Annotated in this window: 16 protein-coding genes; 8 read left to right on the top strand and 8 right to left on the bottom strand. The window is 69.8% G+C overall.

All coding sequences use genetic code 11. The annotated features are described in order from the left end of the window. Positions 1-113 precede the first annotated feature (113 nt). The 4 genes from CRP56_RS34470 to CRP56_RS48600 all read right to left on the bottom strand — a co-directional run bounded on the left by CRP56_RS34470 (position 114) and on the right by CRP56_RS48600 (position 3859). A complete protein-coding gene (locus tag CRP56_RS34470) occupies positions 114-815 on the bottom strand; it encodes an SDR family oxidoreductase (RefSeq protein ID WP_097270723.1) in 702 nt (233 codons plus the stop codon). Positions 816-901: 86 nt separating this feature from the next. Beyond that, positions 902-1768 (bottom strand): class I SAM-dependent methyltransferase, encoded by an 867-nt coding sequence (locus tag CRP56_RS34465; RefSeq protein ID WP_097274733.1) that lies wholly within the window; start codon positions 1766-1768, stop codon positions 902-904. A 213-nt stretch (positions 1769-1981) separates the two neighbouring features. Next, positions 1982-3697: a glycoside hydrolase family 6 protein gene (locus CRP56_RS34460; protein ID WP_097270722.1), complete on the bottom strand. Its 1716-nt coding sequence runs from the start codon at positions 3695-3697 to the stop codon at positions 1982-1984. A gap of 30 nt (positions 3698-3727) precedes the next feature. Continuing rightward, the gene (locus tag CRP56_RS48600; RefSeq protein ID WP_257041408.1) at positions 3728-3859 is read right to left on the bottom strand and encodes a hypothetical protein; all 132 of its coding nucleotides are present in this window, start codon (positions 3857-3859) and stop codon (positions 3728-3730) included. Between the two features lie 325 nt (positions 3860-4184). Between CRP56_RS48600 and CRP56_RS34455 the strand changes: the two genes are divergently transcribed. After that, positions 4185-7100: a glycoside hydrolase family 48 protein gene (locus CRP56_RS34455; protein ID WP_097270721.1), complete on the top strand. Its 2916-nt coding sequence runs from the start codon at positions 4185-4187 to the stop codon at positions 7098-7100. A 241-nt stretch (positions 7101-7341) separates the two neighbouring features. Further along, on the top strand, positions 7342-9987 hold the full coding sequence (locus tag CRP56_RS34450; protein WP_097270720.1) for a cellulose binding domain-containing protein: 2646 nt from the start codon (positions 7342-7344) through the stop codon (positions 9985-9987). Positions 9988-10039: 52 nt separating this feature from the next. Here CRP56_RS34450 and CRP56_RS34445 read toward each other — a convergent pair whose 3' ends face one another. Further along, positions 10040-10972, bottom strand: a complete 933-nt coding sequence (locus CRP56_RS34445) for a helix-turn-helix transcriptional regulator (protein ID WP_097270718.1) — start codon at positions 10970-10972, stop codon at positions 10040-10042. Positions 10973-11034: 62 nt separating this feature from the next. Here CRP56_RS34445 and CRP56_RS34440 point away from each other — a divergent pair, with 62 nt between their 5' ends. After that, a complete protein-coding gene (locus tag CRP56_RS34440) occupies positions 11035-11514 on the top strand; it encodes a hypothetical protein (RefSeq protein WP_097270716.1) in 480 nt (159 codons plus the stop codon). Beyond that, positions 11511-11972 (top strand): hypothetical protein, encoded by a 462-nt coding sequence (locus tag CRP56_RS34435; protein ID WP_097270715.1) that lies wholly within the window; start codon positions 11511-11513, stop codon positions 11970-11972. Before CRP56_RS34440 ends, CRP56_RS34435 begins: the two co-directional genes overlap by 4 nt. Here CRP56_RS34435 and CRP56_RS34430 read toward each other — a convergent pair. Both CRP56_RS34430 and CRP56_RS34425 read right to left on the bottom strand, forming a co-directional pair. Further along, a complete protein-coding gene (locus CRP56_RS34430) occupies positions 11956-12699 on the bottom strand; it encodes a class I SAM-dependent methyltransferase (protein ID WP_097270713.1) in 744 nt (247 codons plus the stop codon). The two genes, CRP56_RS34435 and CRP56_RS34430, sit on opposite strands and share 17 nt — an antisense overlap. Positions 12700-12703: 4 nt before the next feature. After that, entirely contained in the window at positions 12704-13009 is a 306-nt protein-coding gene (locus CRP56_RS34425; protein WP_097270711.1) for a 4a-hydroxytetrahydrobiopterin dehydratase, read from the bottom strand. A 153-nt stretch (positions 13010-13162) separates the two neighbouring features. Between CRP56_RS34425 and CRP56_RS34420 the strand changes: the two genes are divergently transcribed. Then, complete coding sequence (locus CRP56_RS34420) at positions 13163-13975, top strand: helix-turn-helix domain-containing protein (protein ID WP_097270709.1); 813 nt, start codon at positions 13163-13165, stop codon at positions 13973-13975. Here the strand turns inward: CRP56_RS34420 and CRP56_RS34415 are convergent. Then, positions 13957-14382 carry a hypothetical protein gene (locus tag CRP56_RS34415; RefSeq protein ID WP_097270707.1) on the bottom strand — a complete coding sequence of 142 codons (426 nt, stop codon included), beginning with the start codon at positions 14380-14382 and terminating at the stop codon, positions 13957-13959. The genes CRP56_RS34420 and CRP56_RS34415 overlap by 19 nt on opposite strands. A 321-nt stretch (positions 14383-14703) precedes the next feature. On the opposite strand from CRP56_RS34415, the gene CRP56_RS34410 reads away from it, so the two are divergent. From CRP56_RS34410 to CRP56_RS34400, 3 genes are all read left to right on the top strand, one after another. After that, positions 14704-15567, top strand: coding sequence for a helix-turn-helix domain-containing protein (locus tag CRP56_RS34410; protein ID WP_097270705.1), 864 nt, complete (start codon positions 14704-14706; stop codon positions 15565-15567). A gap of 30 nt (positions 15568-15597) precedes the next feature. Then, entirely contained in the window at positions 15598-16413 is an 816-nt protein-coding gene (locus CRP56_RS34405; RefSeq protein WP_097270704.1) for an SAM-dependent methyltransferase, read from the top strand. A gap of 93 nt (positions 16414-16506) precedes the next feature. After that, positions 16507-20190 (top strand): nitrate reductase subunit alpha, encoded by a 3684-nt coding sequence (locus CRP56_RS34400; protein WP_097270701.1) that lies wholly within the window; start codon positions 16507-16509, stop codon positions 20188-20190. Position 20191: the final 1 nt, after the last annotated feature.

The raw sequence follows: 20191 nt of genomic DNA, 5'->3' as shown, positions 1-20191 counted from the left end.
CCATGAACCGGGGAGGGCCCGGACGGGACCACCGTCCGGGCCTTCGTCATGTCCGTGGCTCGTCACCACATGCCCCTCGAAGCCGCCGCGGCGCGCACCAACCCGCGCTCACCTCAGTTGGGCTGCCCGATCGGCCGGACGACGACCGTGTTGACGTCGACTCCCGCGGGCTGCCGGATGGCCCACACGACCGAGTCGGCGATCTGGTCGGCGGTGAGGAGATTCCCCGGCGGAAGGCTGCCGTAGCTGTCCCAGAACGGGGTCTCCGTCCGGCCCGGCGCGATGTGGGTCACGCCCACTCCCCACTCGGTGACCTGCCGCCGGGTGTTCTCGGCCAGCCCGGTCACCGCCCACTTGGTTGCCCCGTAGATGTTGCCGGGCCCGTTCACGAAGCCGGCGACACTGCCCACCAGCACGATCCGGCCACGGGTCTCCTTGAGGGCGTCGATCGAGGCGCGGATCAGCAGGGCCGGGCCGAGGACGTTGGTCAGCACCATCTCGGTCCAGCCGGACGGGTCGCCCTCGGCGACCGTGTCGTGGGTGGCGAAACCGGCGTTGGCGACGACCGTGTCCAGCCGGCCGAAGGACTTGAGTGTCGTGTCGACCGCGGCCTGGACGTCCCCGTACTCGGCCGCACTCCCGACGATCGTCAGCAGGCCGTCGGGATTGCCGAGCTCCTCGGCGAAGCCCCGCAGCCGCTCCTCCCCACGCCCGGTGACGGTCACCCGGTGCCCGGCGTCCAGCAACTGCCGCGCGACCGCGGCCCCGATGCCGCTGCCGCCACCCGTGATCAGTGCGACCGGTGCATCACTCATGACTACCCCCTGTTTTCGGTGAACGTCGCGCAGTAGATCACTTGGAGCGTTCTCGAAGTCAAGGACCGGAGGCGACGAGAAGGGCGTCAGACCGGACGGACCGCCGTGTGCACCGTGCGGGCCGTCAGGACGAACACGTCCGGGCGGTGGTGCAGGCTCGCCTTGTCGTCGGGGTCGACGAGCCGGTCGAGCGTGGCACGGTCGTCGGCGTCGAGGCGCTCGCCGAGCACGTCCCGCATCCGGGTGAAGGCGGTCACGGCACACCGGCGGGCCCGGTCGGTGGTGGGGGCGGGCAGGTCGAGGAGGAAGCTGCGGGTTCCGGTCGGCTTCAGCCCCACGGACGTCATCAGCGCCGCCCAGTCCTCGATCTCGTCGACCGAGCCGGGCAGCGCGGCCCGCATCTCGGTGAACCACTCCTCGTGCACCGCGTCGAGCCGGGCCTGCAGCCCCGGGCGGCCGATGCCGATGTCGCGCGGCAGATACCGGGTGGGCAGGCTGCCCTCCAGCAGGGCGAGGGTGCCGCCGGGCGCGAGCCGCGCGGCGAACGCTGCCAGAGCCGCCTTCTGGTCACCGAGGTGGTGCACGCTCCAGCTGGCCCACAGCAGATCGGCGGGATAGTCCAAGTCGCCCAACACCTCGGGCAGTTCACCGGCGAGCGTGCCGAACCGGTCCGCGACACCGAGCCGCCCGGCCCGCTCCCGGGCCCGCTCCAGCAGCGGCTCCGACCCGTCGACGGCGACGACCCGGGCACCCGGAAAAGTGTCGGCGAGCAGACATGACACCACCCCCGGCCCACTGCCCGCGTCGACGACGAGCCCTGGCTCGGTCTGCCGCTTGGCCAGCCAGGCCATGGCGTGCTCGTACAGGGGCGTGTACAGCTCGGCCTGGTCCTCTAGCATCGGAGCCATCTCGGCCCAGTCGATGTCGGTGTGGTGATTGTGGTCGTGCGCCATGGTGGCCACCCTCTCGTCCGCGTACGACCAGCGTGCGCCGACGCACCGAAAGGAGACCAGCAGCGTTGCCGGGACGGCAAAAAGCGGGGTACGGATGATGCCGCCGGGACCTGTCAGAGCGGCACTGACAAACCCCGGCGGCAACGCACGCCCCTAAGGGGCGCGGGGAACTGCGCGATCGACCACACTCAACCCGCAGTCACCAACGCACCGTTAAGGCAACGGCGGGTAGGCATTCTGCATCAACTGCTGGAACTGCGCCGAGAACCAGTGCCCGGACAACGGCGCGTTCGGCAGCGCACCGGACATGTGGTTGTTGTTGCGCGGGTTACCCGTGTACGTCGGGTCGCACATCCGGTCGAAGCCCTTGCCCTCGTCGTTCGGGACGGCACTGCTGGCGCCGTCGGACTCACCCGGCGGCTTGATCCAGACGTACGCGTCGATCCCGGCCGCCGGACTGGCCTGCGGACGCTCACCGAGGCCGGCGCCGGACTGGTTGCACCAGTTGCCGGTGTTGAGGCGCCGGTCGATACGGCCGCCGTCGACATAGGTGTCCACGTCGGTCTTGGCGCCGGGACCGGTCGGCCGGGCGCTGCCGCCCCAGCCGTTGCGGGAGGTGTCGATGAGCATGCCGACGCCCGAGGGGAAGCCCTGGTTCACGGCCTCCTGGCGGAAGGCCTGGGCGTAGGAGAGCTCGTCGACGTACCGGTTCCAGTCGACCCACTTCGACTCGCGCACGGACTTGCCGTTCACGGAGTCGTTGATGGTGTAGTACGGCTCCTTCAACGCGCTGTAGTTGGCGGTGTTGGTGATGAAGCCGTGGACGTCGTTCAGCGTGGCGCCCTCGGCGGTCGCCGCCTGCTTGATCGTCTGGACGGTCGCCGAGAAGTTGTCGTCCCAGCCGAGCCAGCCGTGGTGCCCGGCGTCCACGTAGTTGTAGACGTTGGGGACGTCACCGAGCTTGTTCAGCGCGTAGCCGACACCCTTGATGTAGTTGCCGTTCGCCTTCATCGTGTCGCAGTTGGGGGTGGCGGTGTTGCGGGGCGAGACGTTGGTGACGAGGTTCGGCAGGGAGTCGAGCTCGACCGTGGTGACGATCCGCAGCGAGGCGTACTTGGGATCGGCGAGGATCGCGGCGATCGGGTCGATGTACTGCGTCTTGTACTTGTCGATGTCCGTCGGCCCGAACTCACCGTTGGAGGCGAGCGCCGCGCAGTCGCGGCCCGGCAGGTCGTAGATCACCAGCTGGACGGCGAGTTCGCCGCTGCCCTTCTGCTTCAGGGCCTCGTCGAGGTGCGCCCGCAGGCCCATCTTCCCGCCGGCGCCGTTGATCGCGGCCACCCGGTCCAGCCACACACCGGTGGGCTGGTTGGCGATCCGGCTGCCGCCGGGCTCGGCGGCGGCATTGGCGGCCCACTCCGGGTTCACGTACACCTTGGCGCCGCTGTAGGGGTTGTCGACCCGGTTGCCGGTGCCGGGGTCCGGCGGATTGGTGGGGCCGCCGCCACCGTCGTCGACGTTGCAGGTCACGCCGTCGAGGGTGAAGGTGGCCGGGACGGCGTTGGTGCCGCTGTAGGTGCCCTGGAAGCCGAAGCTGGTCGAACCGCCGGTGGCGAGCGTGCCGTTGTAGCTCTCGTTGAGCGCGGTGACGGCCGTGCCGCTCTGGCTGACCTTGGCGTTCCAGCCGCTGGTGACCTTCTGGTTACCGGCGTACGACCACTTCACCGCCCAACTCGACTTGGGGGCACTGTTGTTGGTGATCGTCACGTTGGCGGTGAAGCCGGTACCCCAGTCGTTCTGCACCTTGTAGTCCACGGTGCAGGGGATCGCCGAGATGCCGACGTCCCCGGGATAGGCGGCGACCGCGGTGCCGGAGGCGCCGGCGACCAGGGCCAGCGCCGCGAGGAACGCAGTTCTGGTACGACTCATGAGTGCGGGTTTCCTTCTCGGTTGCGGGTGTCAGCCGTTCAGGGCGCGCAGAGGGGCACGCAGCCCGTATTCGTTCGTCGAGCAGGCCGAAGAGGCGCCGGAATGCGCCGAGTTGATGTGGGGCAGGCCGAGCCGGCACTCCTCGTGCAGGGAATGCGTCACGGCACGCTGACGGACCCGACGAGGGTCACGGCGCCGGCGACGGCTAAAAGTACTGAACGCGGGGGGTGTCGCATGAGCGACTCCTTGCAGATCAGCGGGCCGTGACGGCCGCGTCGACTGATGGAATCGCTCCCACTGGTGTCACCGAAGCTAGCGCCAAGTGACGTTAAAGAACAGAGGAGTCACTTGACTTTTCCTCGCCCCCGTTCGTCGAATCTTTTCGACTCTTCAAGCACCTTGACCCCTCACCCCCTCTTCCCCACTATGGGAGCGCTCCCACTGGTTCAAGCCTTGACTTCTCCGAGCCGCAAGGAGGAACCAGCACATGGCACCGAGAAGGAGACGCCGGACTGCCCGGCGCTTATGGACAGCTGTCGTGGCCGCGCTGGCCCTGCCGTTCACGATGCTGAGTACGGGTTCAACTCCCGCACAGGCAGCGGCAGTTCAGTGCAGCGTCGACTACAAGACCAATGACTGGGGCTCCGGCTTCACCACGGACGTGACGATCACCAACCGTGGTACGGACGCCATCAACGGCTGGACGCTGACGTACGCCTACACGGGCAACCAGAAGCTGTCCAACGGCTGGAACGGGACCTGGTCCCAGTCCGGTCAGAACATCACGGTGAAGAACGCCGCGTACAACGGGACCATCGCGGCCGGCGCCGCGGTCTCCACCGGCGCGCAGTTCAGCTACAGCGGCACCAACGCCGCGCCCACGTCGTTCGCGGTCAACGGCACCGCGTGCGTCGGTGCCCACCAGCCGCCGATCACGGTGCTGACCAGCCCGGCCGCGGGCGCCGTCTACACCCAGGGCGACGCCGTCCCGCTCGCGGCGACCGCCGCGGCCGCGGACAACGCGACCATCAGCAAGGTGGAGTTCTACGACAACACCACGCTGCTGGGCACCGACACGACCGCGCCGTACTCTCTTTCGGTCTCAAGTTTGACCGTGGGCAGTCATTCCCTGCTGGCGAAGGCGTACGACAGTCTGGGCGCGTCGGCCGAGTCGACCCCGGTCGGCATCACGGTCGCCTCGGGTCCCGCCGTGGTGGCCTCGACCACCCAACTCGCCGTCCAGCAAGGCAAGACGGCCACCTACGACATCAAGCTGTCGACCCAGCCGTCCGCCAACGTGACCGTCACGACGGCACGGGCGAGCGGCAACTCGGGCCTGTCCGTGACCGGCGGGGCTTCCCTGATCTTCACTCCGTCGAACTGGAACACGGCCCAGAAGGTGACCATCACCGCCGACTCCTCGGGCACCGGCGCGGCGACCTTCGAGTCGTCGGCCACGGGCCACGCGAAGGCGGCGGTGACGGTCACCCAGATCGCCGCGTCGAAGGAGTACGACGCCCGCTTCCTGGAGCTGTACGGGAAGATCACCAACCCGGCGAACGGCTACTTCTCCCCCGAGGGCATTCCCTACCACTCGGTGGAGACGCTGATCGTCGAGGCGCCCGACCACGGCCATGAGACCACGTCGGAGGCGTACAGCTACCTCCTGTGGCTCCAGGCCATGTACGGCAAGGTGACGGGCGACTGGAGCAAGTTCAACGGCGCCTGGGATCTCATGGAGAAGTACATGATCCCGACCCACGCCGACCAGCCGACCAACTCCTTCTACAACGCCTCCAAGCCGGCGACCTACGCGCCCGAGCTGGACACCCCGAACGAGTATCCGGCGAAGCTCGACTCGTCGGTCTCGGTCGGCTCCGACCCGATCGCGTCCGAGCTGAAGTCGGCGTACGGCACGGACGACATCTACGGCATGCACTGGCTCCAGGACGTCGACAACGTCTACGGCTACGGCAACGAGCCGGGCAAGTGCGAGGCGGGCCCGACGGCCACCGGACCGTCGTACATCAACACCTTCCAGCGCGGTGCGGAGGAGTCGGTGTGGGAGACGGTGCCGCAGCCGACCTGTGACCAGTTCAAGTACGGCGGCACCAACGGCTACTTGGACCTGTTCACCGGTGACTCCTCCTACTCCAAGCAGTGGAAGTTCACCAACGCCCCGGACGCCGACGCGCGGGCCGTGCAGGCCGCGTACTGGGCGGACGTCTGGGCGAAGCAGCAGGGCAAGGGCAGTGACGTCTCCACGACCGTCGGCAAGGCCGCGAAGATGGGCGACTACCTGCGCTACGCGATGTACGACAAGTACTTCAAGAAGATAGGGAATTGCGTCGGGCCGTCGGCCTGCGCGGCCGGCAGCGGCAAGAACTCCTCGATGTACCTGCTGTCCTGGTACTACGCGTGGGGCGGAGCGACGGACACCAGCGCCGGCTGGGCCTGGCGCATCGGTTCCAGCCATGCGCACAGCGGCTATCAGAACCCCCTGGCCGCCTATGCGCTCAGCTCGTTCGCCGACCTCAAGCCCAAGTCCTCGACGGGCGCGGCGGACTGGAACACCTCGCTCACCCGGCAGCTGGAGTTCTACCGCTGGCTGCAGTCGAACGAGGGTGCCATCGCGGGCGGTGCGACCAACAGCTGGGCGGGCCGCTACGCGACCCCGCCGGCCGGAAAGTCCACCTTCTACGGCATGTACTACGACCAGCAGCCCGTCTACCACGACCCGCCGTCCAACCAGTGGTTCGGCTTCCAGGCGTGGTCGATGGAGCGGGTCGCCGAGTACTACCAGCAGACGGGGAACGCGCAGGCCAAGGCGGTCCTCGACAAGTGGGTCGACTGGGCGCTGTCCAAGACCACGATCAACCCGGACGGCACCTACCAGATCCCCGCCACCCTCCAGTGGTCGGGCCAGCCCGACACCTGGAACGCCTCCAGCCCCGGCTCCAACAGCGGGCTGCACGTCACCGTCGCCGACTACACCAACGACGTGGGTGTGGCCGCCGCGTACGCCAAGACCCTGACGTACTACGCGGACCGCTCGGGTGACACCGAGGCCGCGACGACGGCGAAGAAGCTCCTCGACGGCATGTGGGGCAACTACCAGGACAGCCTGGGCGTCGCGGTGCCGGAGAACCGGGCGGACTACAACCGGTTCGACGACAGCGTCTACATCCCGTCCGGCTGGACCGGCAAGATGCCGAACGGCGACGCGATCAACTCCTCGTCCACCTTCGAGTCCATCAGGTCCTTCTACAAGAACGACCCGGCCTGGTCGAAGATCCAGGCGTATCTCGCGGGCGGCGCGGTGCCGTCGTTCACGTACCACCGTTTCTGGGCCCAGGCGGACATCGCCCTGGCCATGGGTTCGTACGCGGAGCTTCTCGAATAGCCCCCGCCAGGCGCTCCGCCTGAGGAGCACCGCGTACCTGGTCCCGTCACCTGACGACGGGACCGACCGGCCGGGCGGCCCCTTCCCGCACTGGGGGCCGCCCGGCACCTCTCGCACGGAGCGGAAAGCGCTTACCCCCTCTCCTTCCCGGCGCGCTCCTCCGCCCTCCCCCTCTCCTCCCCGGCGCGCTCCTCCGCCCTCCCCCTCCCCTCCACCCCCACATCCCGGAAAGGACACCCCCGTGCGAAGAACCCGCATCCTCACGGCCGTCCTCGCTCTCGCGGCCGGCCTGCTCGCGGGCACCCCGCCCGCGCTGGCGGCCCACAGCGCGTCGCAGATGACGCTCGCCGCGGACACCTACACCTGGAAGAACGCCCGCATCGACGGCGGCGGTTTCGTCCCCGGCATCGTCTTCAACCGCTCCGAGAAGAACCTCGCCTACGCCCGCACCGACATCGGCGGCGCCTACCGCTGGCAGGAGTCGAGCAAGACCTGGACGCCGCTGCTGGACTCGGTCGGCTGGAACGACTGGGGGCACACGGGCGTGGTCAGCCTGGCCTCCGACGCGGTGAACCCGGACAAGGTGTACGCGGCCGTAGGGACGTACACCAACAGCTGGGACCCCAAGAACGGCGCGGTCCTGCGCTCGTCGGACCGTGGCGCCAGCTGGCAGAAGGCGGATCTGCCGTTCAAGCTGGGCGGCAACATGCCCGGCCGCGGCATGGGCGAGCGACTCGCCGTCGACCCGAACAAGAACAGCGTGCTGTATCTGGGCGCGCCGAGCGGCAAGGGACTGTGGCGGTCCACGGACTCCGGGGCGAGCTGGTCGCAGGTCACCACCTTCCCCAACGTCGGCAACTACGTGCAGGACCCCGGCGACACCTCCGGCTACGCCAGCGACAACCAGGGCGTCGTCTGGGTGACCTTCGACGAGAAGACGGGTACGTCGGGCAGCGCGACGCAGACGATCTACGTCGGGGTCGCCGACCTGCAGAACTCGGTGTACCGCTCGACGGACGGGGGCGCGACCTGGTCGCGGCTCGCCGGTCAGCCGACGGGATATCTGGCCCACAAGGGCGTGCTGGACGCGACGAACGGCTACCTCTATCTCGCCTACAGCGACAAGGGCGGCCCGTACGACGGCGGCAAGGGCCAGTTGTGGCGGTACGCGACGGCGACGGGCACCTGGACGAACATCAGCCCGGTGGCGGAGGCGGACACGTACTACGGCTTCAGCGGTCTGACGGTCGACCGCCGGCACCCGGGAACGCTGATGGCGACGGGCTACAGCTCCTGGTGGCCCGACACGCAGATCTTCCGCTCGACGGACAGCGGCGCGACGTGGACCCGGGCGTGGGACTACAGCTCCTACCCCAGCCGCTCGAACCGCTACACGATGGACGTCTCCAGCACCCCCTGGTTGACCTGGGGCGCGAACCCGTCCCCGCCCGAACAGGCGCCGAAACTGGGGTGGATGACGGAGTCACTGGAGATCGACCCGTTCAACTCGGACCGGATGATGTACGGGACGGGTGCGACGATCTACGGCACGGAGAACCTCACCAACTGGGATGCCGGGAGCCAGTTCACCATCAAGCCGATGGTGCGGGGCCTGGAGGAGACGGCGGTCAACGACCTCGCCGCGCCCCCGTCGGGCGGGGCGCTGCTGTTCAGCGCACTCGGTGACATCGGCGGCTTCCGGCACACGGACCTCACCAAGGTCCCGTCGATGATGTACACGCAGCCGAACTTCACCACCACGACCAGCCTGGACTTCGCGGAGACGAACCCGAACACGGTCGTCCGGGTCGGTGACCTCGACGCGGGCCCGCACATCGCGTTCTCGACGGACAACGGCGCCAACTGGTTCGGCGGGACCGATCCTTCGGGCGTGAGCGGCGGCGGGACGGTCGCGGCGGCGTCGGACGGCAGCCGCTTCGTGTGGAGCCCGGCGGGTGCGGGCGTCCAGTACACGACGGGTTTCGGTACGCCGTGGTCGGCGTCGTCGGGCATCCCGGCAGGCGCGACGGTCGAATCGGACCGAGTGGACCCGAAGACGTTCTACGGCTTCAAGTCGGGCAAGTTCTACGTGAGTTCGGACGGCGGCGCGACCTTCACGGCGTCCTCCGCCACCGGCCTCCCTTCGGGCGACAGCGTCCGCTTCAAGGCGCTGCCCGGCACGAAGGGGGACGTGTGGCTGGCGGGCGGCGCGAGTGACGGTGCGTACGGCCTGTGGCACTCGACGAACGGCGGCACGACGTTCACCAAGCTCGCCAACGTCGAGCAGGCCGACACGATCGGCTTCGGCAAGGCGGCGACGGGTGCGTCGTACCAAACCCTGTACACCAGCGCGAAAATCGCGGGCGTCCGCGGCATCTTCCGCTCCACGGACAAGGGTTCGACCTGGACCCGCATCAACGACGACGCGCACCAATGGGCTTTCACGGGCGCGGCGATAACAGGCGACCCGAGGATCTACGGCCGTGTCTACATCTCGACGAACGGCCGGGGCGTCATCTACGGCGACACGACCGGCGGCGACACGGACCCGCCCCCCACCCCCACAGGCGCCTGCGCGGTGACCTACAAGATCACGAACCAATGGTCGGGCGGCTTCCAGGCAGACATCCAGCTCACCAACACCGGCACAACCCCCTGGACGGGATGGTCACTTGACTGGACCTTCCTGAACGGCCAGTCCATCACCCAACTCTGGAACGCCGACTACACCCAGTCGGGTACGACAGTCACCGCGAAGAACGTCACGTGGAACGCCAACGTGGCGGCAGGCTCATCGGTGAGCTTCGGCTTCACGGGAAGCTGGTCGGGGACGAACGGCAAACCGACCGCGTTCAAGGTGGGCGATCAGAGCTGTAGCCTCGGGTGACTCCACTCGGAGGGGGTGTACGGGGTGCACGCCGTACACCCCCTCCGAAGGTTCATCCGGCGTACCGCTCGGCCAACTCCCCGATCACCACTGCGAGTCGCTCGCGCAGCTCGGGCGGCTCCAGCACCTCGACACCCGCGCCCATCGACAGGAACTCACCGAGCGCGCGGTCGATCGACTCGATCGGCACCGTGGCCTGTCTCCAGCCGTCGACGTCCGCCGGACCGTACGACGTCGCCCTCGGGTGCGTCACCCCCGGCGCCAGCCGGACCAACGCCTCCTCCCGGTACAGGCGTTCGTGGAAGTCGCGCTGGTATGCCTTCCAGTACGCGGGCAGATCGAAGTCATCCGGGCGGCTGAACTCCTCGTCGGACGTGGCGAGTTCGAGGATCTGGTCGACGCGGAAGGTACGCGGACCCGGTCCCGCGACCACGTACCAGCGGCCCGCCTTCAACACCAGCCCGTACGGCTCAAGGCGTCGCTCCACGTCCGTCGGACGGGCCCAGCGGCGGTACCGCACATGCAGCACCCGCCCGTTCCAGACCGCGTCCGCCACCGCGGGCAGGTACGGCGCCTCGTCGGCCTGCGCGTACCAGCCGGGCGCGTCCAGGTGGAACCGCCCGCTGATCCGGTCGGCATGAGCACGCAGCTCCGCCGGCAGCGCGGCCCGCACCTTCAGCTGGGCGGCCGCCAGCACCGACCCCAGCCCCAGTTCGGCGGCCGGACCGGGGGCGCCCGCCAGGAAGAGAGCCTCCGCCTCGTCGGCGGTCAGGCCGGTGAGCCGGGTGCGGTAGCCGTCCAGGAGGCGGTAGCCGCCGGCGTGACCGGCGTCGCCGTACAGCGGGACGCCGGCCGCGCCCAGCGCCTCCACGTCCCGGTACACCGTGCGCACCGAGACCTCCAGCTCCTCCGCGAGCTGGGCGGCGGTCATCCGGCCCCGGGTCTGGAGCAGCAGGAGGATCGAGACGAGTCGACTGGACTTCACCCCCACAGAATCCCAGACTCCACTGACAGAGGATGTCAGTGAAGCCGTCCTACCGTCCCCCCATGAGCTTCACCGAGAAACTGCTGACCGTGCCGCCGCCCATCGAGGTCGCAGGCCGGCACATCAAGCGCTACCACGTCACCACCGACCCGTCAGGCATCGCGCCCGACGTCGAGAAGGCGGCGTACGAGATCCTCCCGGAGCTGCTGCCGGAGCCGGACGGCACTCCGCCCGCGACCTTCGTCGTGCTGCACCGGGGCGAGGACACCGGCGCCTATCTCAACGCCTACAGCTGGGTCTGGGACAACGTGCTCCACTTCCGGGGCGCCGCGGCCGGTCAGCCGGCGCTGCGGTGCCCGGACGTCGACCCGACCCACTTCGTCAAACCCGAAGTGCCCTGGATCGGCTGCGTGTGGGAGCTGCCGCCGATCCTGCACGAACGGGACGCCTGGGTACGGCACTTGCTCGCACCCGAAGTCCCGGACCTGGACGCCTACTTGGCCGACTCGCTGCCCGCAGGAACCACAGGAGACCGCTCATGAGCAGCCCGCACGACTTCGACTTCCTCCACGGCGACTGGCAGGTGCTCAACCGCCGCCGCACCGACTTCCTCGACCCGGACAGCGACTTGGAGGAGTTTCCCGCCGGCAGCCGCTGCTGGCCGCTGTTCGACGGCACCGCGAACATCGACGAGATCGACATGCCGCACCTGGCCGCGAAGGGCGCGACCCTGCGGCTCTTCGACGGGGAGAGCCGGCAGTGGTCGCTCAACTGGGCGTCCAGCCGCACCGGGACGCTGTTCCCGCCGGTCGTCGGTCAATTCGCCGAGGGACGTGGGGAGTTCTACGGCGACGACGCGCACGACGGCAAGGACGTACGGGTGCGGTTCGTGTGGTCGGACGTGTCCGTCACCGGTGCCCGCTGGGAGCAGGCGTTCTCGCTCGACGGCGGGGACACCTGGCTGACCAACTGGGTCATGGAGTTCACCCGGGCTTCCTGAACGCCCGCAGCGTGAAGACGGGGTCCGCGCGTGGCCGGTCCTGGTCGGGCAGGGCCTGAAGGCGTACGGCGAGTTCCTCGGTGCGCGGGTCACCGGGCGGCAGCATGGTGAACCAGCCGCGCCGCAGGTCGGCGGCGGTGCGCCGGGGGCTGCGGCCCTGCCCGAGGCCGGTGAAACGGGCCTGCCCGGCGGCGACCAGGCCCTGCGCGGCGGCGTACGACTCCACCCGGCGCGCGGCATCGGGCGCGGGCCGGCGCGGGCGCGGGGCGAGGACCGCGTCGACGTCGCTGCCGACGTCATGGGCGGCGGCCTTGTCGACGGTGGTGACGTACACACCGCCCGGCCGCAGCACCCGGGCGCACTCGGCGACGATGCTGCGGGCGTCGTCCGGGTCGTGGATGAGGTGCAGCAGCCACACGCTGGTCACCGCGTCGAACACCCCGTCGGGAAACGGCAGTCGGCGGCCGTCGCCGAGGACGATCGCGCCGGGCAGCCGGGCCGCGGCCATCCGGGCCATGCCGTACGTCAGGTCGGCGCCGGTCACCCGCAGCGCGGGCCGCGCGGTCGCGAACCGGCGGGTGACGATGCCGGTGCCGCAGGCCGCGTCGAGGAGACGGCGGGCGTCCGGCGGGATCAGGCCGAGCACCGCGTCGGCGGCCGCGGCGGCGCGGGGTTCACCGCCGCGGGTGGTGTCGTAGGCGTCGGCTTCCTTGTCGTAGTCCAGCACGCCGTCACTGGGCTCCGTGACCGGGGGCCAGCGCCGCCACCCGCTGGGCGAGCTCGAAGTCCTTCTCGGTGACGGCGCCGCCGGCACTGTGGGTGTTCACACTCAGGGCGATGGTGTTGTAACCGAGGGTGAGGTCGGAGTGGTGGTCGAGCTCCTCCTGGACCTGGGCGATGTGGACGACCATCGCGGTGGCCGCGAAGTGCGAGGGCAGCCGGTAGGAGCAGGTGAGGTGATCACCGTCGACCGACCAGCCCGGCAGTTCCGCGAGCCGGTCCTCGATCTCCTTCTGCGACAGCGGTTCCACGGCCATGTCGCCGCTCCTTCCTGGACTGGTGGTGCGGTGGGGGTGTTCTCTCAGCGTGCCACAGGCGGACGTCGGAAGCCCTGGTCAGACGGCCCCGCGACGAGAGAACCGGGGCAACCGATCCGCACGGTCCCGATCGGTTTCGTCTACGGTCGTCCCATGACCACCACCACTGCCGAAGACCGGGCCGTGGGCCCGCTGCTGCGGGCCTGGCGGGAGCAGCGTCGGGTCAGTCAGCTGGAGCTGGCGCTGCGGGCCGACTCCTCCGCGCGGCACATCAGCTTCATCGAGACGGGACGTTCGCGGCCGAGCGAGGAGATGGTGCTGCGGCTGGCGGAGCATCTGGACGTGCCGGTCCGGGAGCGCAACGCGCTGCTGCTGGCGGCGGGTTACGCCCCGCACTACTCGGAGACCCCGCTGGCGGCCCCGGAGCTCGACGCCCTGCGGGACGGCATCGAGCGGCTCATCCAGGGCTACGAGCCGTACCCGGCGCTGGTGTTGGACGCCATGTACAACGTGGTCGCCGCCAACCGCGGCATCCTGATGCTGCTCGACGACATCCCGGAGTCGCTGCTCGCACCCCCGCTCAACGCCATGCGGCTGACGCTGCACCCGGAGGGCATGGCGCCCCGCATCCGCAACCTGCGGGCCTGGCGCGGGCATCTCCTGGAGCAGATGGAGCGACAGATCGCCCTGCGCCGCTCGGAGCCGCTGCGGGCGCTGTACGAGGAGGTGGCGGCGTATCCGCTCGCCCGCGAGGACGACGAGGACGACGACGGCGAAGAGCTGGACGCGCCCGCGTACTTCGCGCTGCCGATGCGGATCGAGCACGAGGGCCGGGTGCTGTCGTTCGTCTCGTCCATCTCCACCTTCAACACCCCCATGGACGTGACCGTCGCCGAACTGGCCATCGAGACGTTCCTCCCGGCCGACCCGGCGACGGTCAAGTACCTTCAGGGGTTCGTGTCCTGACGTGCCCTCAGGGCGGCGTACTGGAGTGCGGCGAACCCGGCGACGGTGAGGGCCTGGAGGACGGTCCACACCGCACCCGCGGTGCTCGGCGAGAGCCACAGCGCCAACGCGACACAACTCAAGGCCGTCCAGGCGAGGTTGGCCTCGACGACGGCGCGGACCGGCAGTGCGGCCGGACGGGGAAGCGAGGCGAGCCGTCCGACACCGGCGGCGTACACCACCAGGAACGCGCCGAGTTCGAGCAGCAGCGTCGGCCCGACGCCGAGGAACCGGCCGAGCGGCCCGGACGCGGCAAGGTAGGCGAGGCCGTTCGCGCCCGTCACCAGCGCGTCCAGGGCGAGGAAGCGGCGCAGCGCGGTGTGCGGGTCGGAGGTGCGGGCGAGGGCGGACAACTGGGCTGCGGACATGGCGAATCAGCCTCCGTCGAGGTAGGTGCACGAAACGGGAAAAGGGAAGGGAACCCGGGTTCCGGACCGGAGTGCGCCGGCCCGGAACCCGGTGGCTCCACCATCCCGCGCGCGCCCTCAACGGTCGATTACACGCGCGGTAATTGCGTGGCCCGCTCGTCCTGAACGGTCGATGACGCGCGGAGCAGTCGCGTGGCCCGCGTGCGGACCAGGCGCCCTCCGCCGCCCCGCGTGGCGAGCGCCTCACCTCCGATCACGTGAGACTGACACCGGAACATGACACACTGCCTCGGATACTTCGGCGCGTAGGGGAGGCGTGGCGTGAGTGAGCGGCGGCCTGCGCCCACGGTGGGTCAGGTGGTGCTCGGCAAGCGGCTCCAGGAGCTGCGGGAGGCGGCCGGGCTGAAGCGCGAGGAGGCCGCGAAGGTCCTGCGCGTGGCTCCGGCGACCGTGCGGCGCATGGAAATGGCCGAGGTCTCCCTGAAGATCCCTTACGTTCAGCTGCTGTTGTCGACGTACGGCGTCTCCGAGGAGGAGGCGGACGCGTTCATCGCGCTGGCCGAGGAGGCGAACCAGCCGGGCTGGTGGCAGCGGTTCCACGACGTGCTGCCGGACTGGTTCAGCCTGTACGTGAGCCTGGAGGGCGCGGCCCGCATCATCCGCTCCTACGAGCCCCACTTCGTGCCGGGCCTGCTCCAGACCGAGGCGTACGCGCGTGCCGTGATGGAGGCGGGGACGATCGCGCAGGCGGGCCCGGACACCGTCGAGCGGCATGTGGCCCTGCGGATGACCCGCCAGCAGCTCCTGGAGCGCCCCGACCCGCCCCACCTGTGGGTGATCATGGACGAGACGGTGCTGGCCCGGCCGGTCGGCCACGGCGGCGGAGTCATGCGGGAACAGCTGGACAAACTGCTGGAGTTCGCCGAGCGCGACCGGATCACGCTGCAGATAGCCGAGTTCGCCGCGGGCCCGCACCCGGGGACGTACGCCCCCTTCTCCCTCTTCCGCTTCGCCGAGCCCGAACTGCCCGACATGGCGTTCACCGAGTATCTGACCGGCGCCCTGTACCTGGACTCCCGCAGGGAGGTCTCCCTGCATCTGGAGGTCCTGGACCACATGACGGCGCGCGCCGCGTCGGCCGAGCGCACCAAGAAGATCCTGAGGGAACGGCGCGCCACCTACTGAGCCCTTCGAGCACCGAGGAGACACCGCCGCATGACCGGACCGGAAGCCGCGCCCACCATCCTCGACACCACCCGGCCGCATCCGGCCCGCGTGTACGACTGGTGGCTCGGCGGCAAGGACAACTACCCGGTGGACGAGGAGCTGGCCCGCCGGATCCTCGCCTCGGACGGCACGGTGGTGCGCGGGGCGCGGGCCAACCGCCGGTTCATGCACCGGGCGGTCCGGACGGCCGCCGAGGCGGGCATCCGCCAGTTCCTCGACATCGGCACCGGCATCCCGACCGAACCGAACCTCCACCAGGTCGCCCAGGAGGTCGCCCCGGACGCGCGGGTCGTGTACGTCGACAACGACCCGATCGTCCTGCGCCACGCCCAGGCGCTCCTGCACAGCACTGCCGAGGGCGCCACGAACTACGTGCACGCCGATGTCCGTGACCCTGACACCATCCTGCGACTGGCCGCGGAGACCCTGGACTTCTCTCGGCCGGTCGCGCTGTCGCTGGTCGCGCTGACCCACTACCTCGGTGAGGACCCGGACGGCGACGACGTGTACGGCCTGCTGGAGCGGTACGTCGCCGAGCTCGCCCCGGGCAGTTACGTGATCCTCTCCCAGGTCACCCCCGATCTGAGCCCGGAGGCCATCGGGAAGGCCGCGGAGCACTTCCGGGCGAGCGGTACGCCGTTCCACCCGCGCTCGCTGCCCGAGTTCTCGCGTTTCTTCGCCGGTCTGGAGCTGCTCGGCCCGGGCGTGATCCCGGTGACCGGCTGGCGGCCGGAGCCCGTCGACGTCGAGGCCCAGGCCGAGGGTGTCGTACCGGTCTACGCGGGGGTCGCCCGCAAGCCCTGACCCGTCGTACGAGCACCCGTACGGGTGCCGTGAACAGGTGCGTTCCCACCCTCGCCCCTAGCTTCGAAAGCACGGGCAAGCAAGGGAGCGCATGTGACCGACACCCAGACACCGCCCACCGAGCCGGGTGCGGCGCTGCTGAAGGCCGGGCGTTTCTTCCGGCCCGGCGCGCCCGCCCAGGACCTGCACAGCATCGAGCTGAGCGGCGGGCGTGAGGCGGACGCCTTCTACCGGGACCGGTGGAGCCACGACAAGGTCGTGAACTCCACCCACGGCGTGAACTGCACGGGTTCCTGCCGGTGGAAGGTGTATGTCAAGGACGGCATCATCACCTGGGAGACGCAGCAGACCGACTACCCGAGCGTCGGCCCGGACCGCCCCGAGTACGAGCCGCGCGGCTGCCCCCGGGGCGCCGCGTTCTCCTGGTACACGTACTCCCCGACCCGGGTGCGCTACCCGTACGTCCGCGGTGTCCTGCTGGAGCTGTACCGCGAGGCGCTCGCGAGGACCGGCGACCCGGTGCTGGCCTGGGAGGACATCCAGAACGACCCCGAGCGCCGCCGCCGCTACCAGCAGGCCCGCGGCAAGGGCGGCCTGGTCCGCGCGACCTGGGACGAGGCGGTCGAGATCGTCGCCGCCGCGCACGTCCACACCATCAAGACGTACGGTCCCGACCGCATCGCCGGCTTCTCCCCGATCCCGGCGATGTCGATGGTGTCGCACGCGGCCGGAGCGCGCTTCCATTCGCTGATCGGCGCCCCGATGCTGTCGTTCTACGACTGGTACGCCGACCTTCCGGTGGCCTCCCCGCAGGTCTTCGGCGACCAGACGGACGTCCCGGAGTCCGGCGACTGGTGGGACGCCGCGTATCTGATGATGTGGGGCTCGAACGTCCCGGTGACCCGTACACCGGACGCGCACTGGATGGCGGAGGCCCGTTACCGGGGCCAGAAGGTGGTCGTGGTCGCCCCGGACTACGCGGACAACGCCAAGTTCGCCGACGAGTGGCTGCACCCGCACCCCGGCACGGACGGGGCGCTGGCCCTCGCCATGGGTCACGTCATCCTGAAGGAGTTCTTCGTCGACCGTGAGACGCCGTTCTTCACGGACTACGTCAAGAAGTTCACCGACCTGCCGTTCCTGGTCACGCTCACCGAGAAGGACGGCGCGCACGTCCCCGCGAAGTTCCTGCGCGCCACCGACCTCGGCCAGGAGGGCGAGGGCGCGGAGTGGAAGACGGTCGTGCTGGACGCGGCGAGCGGGCGTGCGGGCGTCCCGAACGGCTCCCTGGGCTTCCGCTGGACCGAGTCCGGCAAGGGCCGATGGAACCTCGAACTCGGCGCGATCGAACCGACGTTGACCCTGCACGGCCAGAACATCGCGAGCGGCGTCGAGGTCCTGCTCCCCCGCTTCGACACCGAGGGCGGCGAGCACGGCCAGGGCCGCGGCGACGTCGTACGCCGTGGCGTTCCGGCCACCCGGCTCGGCGGGCCGGACGGTCCGCTGGTGACGACCGTGTACGACCTGCTGCTCGCCCAGTACGGCATCAACCGGCCCGATCTGCCCGGCAGCTGGCCCGCCTCCTACGAGGACGCCGAGGCGCCCGGCACCCCGGCCTGGCAGGAGGTGCACACCTCCGTCCCGGCCGCCAAGTGCGTCAAGATCGCCCGGGAGTTCGCGCGGACCGCCGAGCGCTCCAAGGGCCGCTGCATGATCCTCATGGGCGCGGGCACCAACCACTGGTTCCACTCCGAGACCATCTACCGCGCCTTCCTGGCCCTGCTCCAGCTCACCGGCTGCCAGGGCCGCAACGGCGGCGGCTGGGCGCACTACGTCGGTCAGGAGAAGTGCCGCCCGGTCACCGGCTGGGCGACGCTGGCCGCCGCGTCGGACTGGTCGCGGCCACCGCGGCAGATGATCGGGACGGCGTACTGGTTCCTCAACACCGATCAGTGGCGCTACGACCACTTCACCGCCGACGTGCTGTCCTCGCCGCTCGGCGAAGGCCGGTTCAAGGGCATGACGGGCGCCGACTGCCTCGCCCTGTCGGCGCGTTCGGGCTGGATGCCGTCGTACCCGACCTTCGACCGCAACCCCCTGGAACTGGGTGAGACCTTCGGTGACCCGGTGGCCAAGGCGGTGGCCGAACTCCGCGCGGGCACCCTGAACTTCGCCTGCGAGGACCCGGACGCCCCGGAGAACTGGCCGCGCGTGCTGACGCTGTGGCGGGCGAACCTGCTCGGTTCGTCGGCGAAGGGCGCCGAGTACTTCACCCGGCATCTGCTGGGCACGCACTCGTCGTTGAGCGCGCAGGAGGCCTCGGAGGACGAGCGTCCCCGGGACGTGAAGTGGCGGGAGGAGGCGCCCGAGGGAAAGCTCGACCTGCTGCTGTCGCTGGACTTCCGGCAGACGTCGTCGACGCTGCTGTCGGACGTCGTCCTGCCGGCGGCGACCTGGTACGAGAAGCACGACCTGTCGTCCACCGACATGCACCCCTACGTGCACTCCTTCACCCCGGCCGTGGACCCGCCCTGGCAGGCCCGCACCGACTTCGACACCTTCAAGGCGCTGGCCGACCGGCTCAGCGAGATGGCGGTCCTGCACCTGGGCACCCGCAAGGACCTGGTGGCGACGCCGTTGCAGCACGACACCCCGGGTGAGACCGCCCAGCCCGGCGGGGTGGTCCTGGACTGGAAGCGCGGGGAGTGCGACCCGGTGCCCGGGAAGACGATGCCGAACCTGACGGTCGTCGAGCGGGACTACACGATGATCGGCGCCAAGTTCCGGGCGCTCGGTCCGCTGGTCGAGCAACTGGGCCTGCCCTGCAAGGGCATCGCCCTCCGGCCGGACGAAGAGGTCCGGCACCTGGCCGAGTTGAACGGCACCGGCTACGCGGGACGCCCCTCGATCGACACCGCCGTGAAGGCCGCGAACACCATCCTCGCCCTGTCCGGCACCACCAACGGCCGCCTCGCCACCCAGGGTTTCCACACCCTGGAGGCGCGCACCGGGCAGGAGATGGCCCATCTGGCGGCCGAGCACGAGGGCAAGCGGATCACGTACGCCGACACCCAGGCGGCGCCCGTCCCGGTCATCACCTCGCCGGAGTGGTCGGGCAGCGAGTCCGGTGGCCGCAGGTACACGGCGTTCACGCTCAACACCGAGCATCTCAAGCCCTGGCACACCCTCACCGGCCGTCAGCACTTCTTCCTCGACCACGACTGGATCCACGAGCTGGGCGAGGCGCTCCCGGTCTACCGGCCGCCCCTCGACATGAACAAGCTGTTCGGCGAACCGCAGCTCGGCCCGGACGGACAGCGGGAGGTGACGGTCCGTTACCTCACTCCGCACAACAAGTGGTCCATCCACTCCGAGTACCAGGACAACCTGTTCATGCTGGCCCTCTCCCGCGGCGGCCAGTCCATCTGGATGTCCCCGCAGGACGCCGACGCGATCGGCGTCCAGGACGGCGACTGGATCGAGGCGGTCAACCGCAACGGCGTGGTCGTGGCCCGCGCGATCGTCTCGCACCGGATGCCGGCCGGCACGGTCTACATGCACCACGCGCAGGAACGCACGGTCAACGTGCCGCAGACGGAGGCCACCGGCAAGCGCGGCGGCATCCACAACTCCCTCACCCGGCTGATCCTCAAGCCGTCCCATCTCATCGGCGGCTACGCCCAGTTGAGCTGGGCGTTCAACTACCTGGGCCCGACGGGCAACCAGCGCGACGAGGTGACGGTCATCCGCCGCCGCAGCCAGGAGGTCGAGTACTGAC

It is taken from the genome of Streptomyces sp. TLI_55 (assembly GCF_900206255.1).
Taxonomy (GTDB): Bacteria; Actinomycetota; Actinomycetes; order Streptomycetales; family Streptomycetaceae; genus Streptomyces; species Streptomyces aquilus.
This window is presented reverse-complemented; position numbering and strand designations above follow the sequence as displayed.